At 43.0% G+C, this 5,660-nt stretch carries 4 protein-coding genes, 1 tRNA gene and 1 pseudogene; 3 read left to right on the forward strand and 3 right to left on the reverse strand.

What is annotated here, in order from left to right; all coding sequences use genetic code 11:
- The first annotated feature begins 197 nt into the window (after nucleotides 1-197).
- Nucleotides 198-1,541: a DUF3370 domain-containing protein gene (locus PX636_RS03970; RefSeq protein ID WP_288116282.1), complete on the forward strand. Its 1,344-nt coding sequence runs from the start codon at nucleotides 198-200 to the stop codon at nucleotides 1,539-1,541.
- A gap of 7 nt (nucleotides 1,542-1,548) precedes the next feature.
- Here the strand turns inward: PX636_RS03970 and PX636_RS03975 are convergent, their stop codons facing one another.
- Together PX636_RS03975 and PX636_RS03980 are read right to left on the reverse strand one after the other, a co-directional pair.
- Complete coding sequence (locus PX636_RS03975) at nucleotides 1,549-2,061, reverse strand: TolB family protein (protein ID WP_288116283.1); 513 nt, start codon at nucleotides 2,059-2,061, stop codon at nucleotides 1,549-1,551.
- Nucleotides 2,062-2,084: 23 nt separating this feature from the next.
- A complete protein-coding gene (locus PX636_RS03980; protein ID WP_002761575.1) occupies nucleotides 2,085-2,300 on the reverse strand; it encodes a hypothetical protein in 216 nt (71 codons plus the stop codon).
- A gap of 235 nt (nucleotides 2,301-2,535) precedes the next feature.
- On the opposite strand from PX636_RS03980, the gene PX636_RS03985 reads away from it, so the two are divergent.
- A tRNA-Asp gene (locus PX636_RS03985) sits at nucleotides 2,536-2,609 on the forward strand.
- A gap of 84 nt (nucleotides 2,610-2,693) precedes the next feature.
- On the opposite strand, the gene PX636_RS03990 is transcribed toward PX636_RS03985, so the two are convergent.
- Entirely contained in the window at nucleotides 2,694-5,228 is a 2,535-nt protein-coding gene (locus tag PX636_RS03990; RefSeq protein WP_288116284.1) for a glycogen/starch/alpha-glucan phosphorylase, read from the reverse strand.
- A 215-nt stretch (nucleotides 5,229-5,443) separates the two neighbouring features.
- On the opposite strand from PX636_RS03990, the pseudogene PX636_RS22820 reads away from it, so the two are divergent.
- Nucleotides 5,444-5,530: pseudogene (locus tag PX636_RS22820) on the forward strand (dihydroflavonol 4-reductase); the annotation flags it as partial.
- Nucleotides 5,531-5,660 lie beyond the last annotated feature (130 nt).

Raw genomic sequence — 5,660 nt, forward strand, 5'->3', positions numbered from 1 at the left:
GATCCCCCCGCCTATCGGCACCCCCCTTATCAAGGGGGGCAGGGGGGATCGAACCTCAAACCCATTTTTAATTTAATTATAACCAGCTACTTAACACCAGCAAGAAATATTAACCAATCCTCTAGATATAGACAAACAGAATACTATCTAAATTGAGCGAGCCAGTAATGCTATGATCAAAAAATAATTATCTTGAGATGGTAATTTGTGTGATGTTACCTTTTTTACTACCCATTGCCCAAACTCCTCCTATTGTAGAAATAATTCGACCGGTGCAGGTGCGTCCTTTACCGAATCAACTAGATCAAGTTCCCGTTTTTAATAGCAATAGTCCCGAATTATTGCTAGGAGAAGGGATTTTGCTTTCGACTTTTCCCCCCCAAGAGAAAAGTTTTCCCTCGGCCCATTTAAATTATGCTTTTCAGGGACGCTTTGATATTTTTGCCCACCATGTAGCGAGGGGGAGTTTTCCCGATAATTTACGCAGCCTTTATCTGGGTATATTACTCCACAATCCCAGTCCTAATCCCGTGACCGTTAAAATTCTGCAAGGGGCCAGTTATTTGAGTCAACCGGATGCAGCTTTTATCGATTTACCCGCACAAGTGGAAAATAATCAGGGGACAGTTTTTGCAGGTCCAGGAAGTCGGGTAATGGGGGATATTTTAATGGGGCAGCGTCAGGATATTTTTCCCGATAGGATTATTATTCCGGCGGGGGAGAGTTTTATGGTCTTAAATGCGGCGATTCCTGTGCGCGATTTGACTCCCCCTTTAAACGGTAGGTCCACTTATCTCCGTCTGGAAAGTGACGGTCTTCTCTACGCTGCTAGTTTAGCTCTTTATGCACCCCTAGATGAAAATGGACAGGAAAGACCACCAAATCTTACAGAGTGGCAAAATTTGCTAGAAAAAGGCGATTTATCGACTCCGCGGGATCGAGCGCCCACTCCTCCCCATAGTCAAGGACAGATAATTTATGGACGGGTAGCGGGGGTGTCCCAAGGTTCAGCTTGGCCAGCCCGATTGGTCGATCGAGCTTCTTTATGGTTAAATATTCCTGATTCTGGTCAATCTATAGCCTATGGGATTAGCACCCTACCCGGGGGCAAACTGGGAACGGAACAAAATCAAAGTGCTAGTATGTTAGTTCGCTATCCCGATACGGCCTATCAAGCTCATGGTAATTACGGTGTGGAATATAGGTTAAGTTTACCTCTATTTAATCGAAGTAATGAGGCAAAAACGGTGACTATTGCGCTAGAAACACCGATTAAAGAGGATATTATTGGGCAGGGTTTGCGTTTTCTCGATCCGGCTGCCCCACAAGTGTTTTTTCGGGGAACAGTAGCCGTCAATTATAGCGATGACCAGGGACAGGCACAAAGCAGATTTTTCCATCTCGTCCAAAGACGCGGACAAGAGGGGCAATCTTTAGTGAGTCTGACTATTCCTCCGGGGGATTGGCGTGTAGTACAGGTAAATTTTTTATATCCACCAGATGCGACCCCTCCACAGGTTTTAACGATTAAGACCGAGTAGAACAAATTTAAAATTGTCCGTTAACGATCGCAATATTCCATTGACCGTCTTGGTTGGTTTCAAAGGCAATTTGGCGACCATCACCGCTAATGGTGGGATTGCGGACGCTTCCCCGCAGGTTAGCGGTTAATAGGGTTGCACGGGACTGGGAACGATCATAAACCATGACATCACTCTTGCCGCGTTCGCTGGAGATATAAGCAATTAAACGACCGTCAGCATTCAGAGATGGCTGATCTTGGCTAGAATCGCCACGATTTAGGTTAGGGAGATTAACTAAGCGCTTTTCTTGCAGATCGAATAAATATATACTACGACGACCGGAGCGATCGGAAGCGAAGGCTAAATAGCGACCATCAGCACTATAACTGGGAAATTGATCGGGAGCAAAACTATTTAAACCACCGACGGGAACTTGAGGAGTGATCAAAAGAGGGGAATTACAGCCACTTATCCCCGATAACAGCCCAAAAGAGGCCAAAAATCGCCCCAGCCAGATAAAAAAAGTTTTTTCTTTCATCTTGACTTTTGACCCCAAATGTGCTAGTAACTTTCTTCCTTGCCGACGGTTTTGAGTGTAAGTAGTTGATTGCCTTGACTGAGACTATCGGCGATCGCTTCTCGAATCGGCAGGTCAATAGTGGTTTCAGCGAGGATTTCTTGGGCTTTTTGCCGCAAATCTGCCCCAGTATCGGCATCTACTTGGTCTAGATCGAGTAATTCCTGCGATAGCTGTTCGATCGAATTCGGGTTAGTCATAGCTCAGGCTCCCAACAAGCTTAATTACAATCCCATTGTAAAGAGGGTCTGGTCCCTAATTGGGGATTTTTTGGCTTTAATTCAGTATTGATACCAATCCAACTTTAAAAACCCAGTTATCAATTGTTTCCCCCCTCTCCCCATCTCCTCTCTCCCCACTCCCTCAAAAAAATTTTCCCAGAGGTGCTTGACATAACCCTAATGATGAAGCTACAATCAGAAATGTGGCAAAAATGGGATTGTAGTTCAATTGGTTAGAGCACCGCCCTGTCACGGCGGAAGTTGCGGGTTCGAGCCCCGTCAATCCCGTAAAATCTAGATTAGAGTCGCTCAAGGCTGGTTATCCTGTGGGCAGTAGGATCGATGAAGACGTTCCCACTGCCTAGATTTGTTCTAATTTACCGATAAACCGGCATTAGCTTGAATATAATCGGGTAATTCAATCTTTACCGGTTGTACCCGCCAGATTTTCTCGCAGTATTCCCGAATCGATCGATCGCTAGAGAATTTTCCCATGCGGGCCACATTAAGAATCGCTAAACGACTCCAATGTTCTTGATCTTTATAAGCGTGACCGACTCCTTCCTGACAGTCGATATAGGATTGATAATCGGCCAGTAACATATAGGGATCATTGTAGATAAGATTATCCACAAGCGGGCGGAATAAACTACTATCACCCCGGCTAAAAAATCCCGAACCAATGAGGTCTAATACTGCCCGCAATTCTTCGTTATGGTAATAGTATTCTTGGGGATTATAACCGGCGGCTTTCTTAGCATAAACCTCCTCGGTTGTCAAGCCAAAAAGAAAGAAATTTTCCGCTCCCACCTCTTCACGAATTTCGATATTTGCCCCATCGAGAGTACCGATAGTTAAGGCCCCATTCATAGAGAATTTCATATTACCAGTTCCCGAAGCTTCTTTCCCGGCGGTGGAAATTTGTTCGGACAAGTCGGCAGCTGGATAAACCCGTTGACCGAAGGTGACATTATAATCGGGGAGGAAAACCACTTTTAAACGTCCTCCAATCGTCGGATCATTATCAATCACTTCCGCCACAGAATTAATCAATTTAATGATTAATTTCGCCATAAAATAACCCGGGGCTGCCTTACCACCAAAAATAAAGGTACGGGGGGTAATATCGAGATTGGGGTTATTTTTGAGACGATGATAGAGAGTAACGATGTGTAAAACGTTGAGGTGTTGTCGTTTATATTCATGAATGCGTTTTACCTGCACATCAAAGAGGGTACTAGGATCAACTTTAATGCCGACTTTTTTATCGATATAATTGGCTAAATCTGCCTTAATATCGTATTTAATTTGTCGCCAATAGTCCCGAAATACTCCATCATCCACATAGTTTTCTAAACCGCGTAAATCCTCCAGATGTTTAATCCAATTTTCGCCGATTTTTTCGGTAATTGCAAAAGTTAAGCGGGGATTACTAGAAACTATCCAGCGCCGGGGAGTAACTCCATTGGTTTTGTTGCTAAACTTTTCGGGAAAGAGTTCATAGAAATCGCGCAGAACATCTCTTTTTAGTAATTCTGTATGGAGGGCTGCCACCCCATTAATTGCCTGGGAACCCACACAGGCAAGGTGAGCCATACGGACGTATTTTTCGCCGCTTTCATCGATTATAGATAAACGGGACATTTTGCCGTCATCATGGGGATAAATAATGCGAATTTTATCCAAGAAACGATGGTTAATTTCATAGATAATTTCCATTAATCGGGGGAAAAGACGACCAAAAATACTCAAAGGCCATTTTTCTAAAGCTTCTGGCAAAAGAGTATGATTGGTATAGGCGAAGGTATTTTGAGTAATAAACCAAGCTTTATCCCAATCGAAATGATGCACATCGATTAACAAGCGCATTAACTCGGCCACCCCGACAGAAGGGTGAGTATCATTCAATTGTACCGACCATTTTTGATGAAAATTATCTAGACTGGGATTCTCGTACAGGTGAATACGAATCAGATCCTGTAGAGAACAGGAAACAAAGAAATACTGCTGTTCTAAACGTAGTTCTTTGCCTTGAATTGGTTCATCATTAGGATAGAGAACTTTACTGATATTTTCCGAGTGAACTTTATTATCCACCGCACCGTAATAATCGCCACGATTAAAGCGACCAAAATCAAAAGATTCACAAGCTTCTGATTTCCAGAGACGCATGGTATTAGCGGTGTTAACTCGATAGCCGAGAATTGGGGTATCGTAGGGAATTCCTTTGACTACATAATCGGGAATCCAATGACTGCGATAATTACCATTTTCGTCGGTATAGGATTCGGTATAACCGCCAAATTTTACCTCTACCGATGATTCCGGTCGGGCAATTTCCCAGGGATTTCCATACTGTAACCACTTATCGGTTATTTCCACCTGCCAACCGTCGTGGATTTCTTGATCAAAGATACCAAATTCGTAGCGAATACCGTAACCAATAGCTGGAATTTCTAGGGTAGAAAGGGAATCGAGATAACAGGCAGCTAAACGACCTAAACCACCATTTCCTAACCCCGGTTCTTCTTCCTGGGCAATTAATTCTTCTAGTTTTAATCCCGATTCGCTGACAGCTTTCTCGACTTGTTCGTAGATACCGAGATTAATTAAATTATTAGCCAAATGGGGACCGACTAAAAATTCGGCCGAGAGATAACAAACGGTTCTGACATCTTTTTTTAGATAGGTTTGTTGGGTGGTTAACCAACGCTGCAATAAACGATCGCGGATTGTATAAGCCAGGGCCATGTAAAGATCGTTTTTGCTGGCTAATTCCGGTAATTTACCTTGAATATAGAGTAAATTATCCCTTAAAGCCCGTCGGATAGTTTCTGTGTCTAATCCTGTTCTGTCGTCTTCGATGATAATCGGACAAACAAAAGTTGACTCTGGAGATGGATTCATAGGAGCATTTTTACTGAAGATTTACTGCTCCTAGTCTAAAATAATCTGTCTTCAAATTTTATCAAGAAAAGCTTAAATCTTGACTAAGATTTAAGGTATAGTAATGACAGAGTTAAGGTGATTAAATTTCAATTACCGAGGGGAAGTGAGGACAGGGAAAAGTTTGAGCAATGGGTGCTTTTGTGACGGGTGGAACGGGTTTTATCGGGGCGATAATCTTGGGAAAATCGCCCTCTATACTCCTTGATGGCGTGAAAATGTCAAAACAGTCTATGTACTACGATTCCTCGAATGTGCTGAGATGCTTAAGTAGTGGTTCTTCGGTTTTTGTTATGCAATGGACGGGGGTTATAAGGGATGTAACCCTTATATAGAAAGGCATTTGGCGATTTTTGTCAATTATTTTTGATCTAGAGCGAACTAATCAATTAA

Origin of the sequence: Microcystis sp. M53598_WE2 (genome assembly GCF_030067735.1) — a bacterium.
Classification (GTDB): domain Bacteria; phylum Cyanobacteriota; class Cyanobacteriia; order Cyanobacteriales; family Microcystaceae; genus Microcystis; species Microcystis aeruginosa.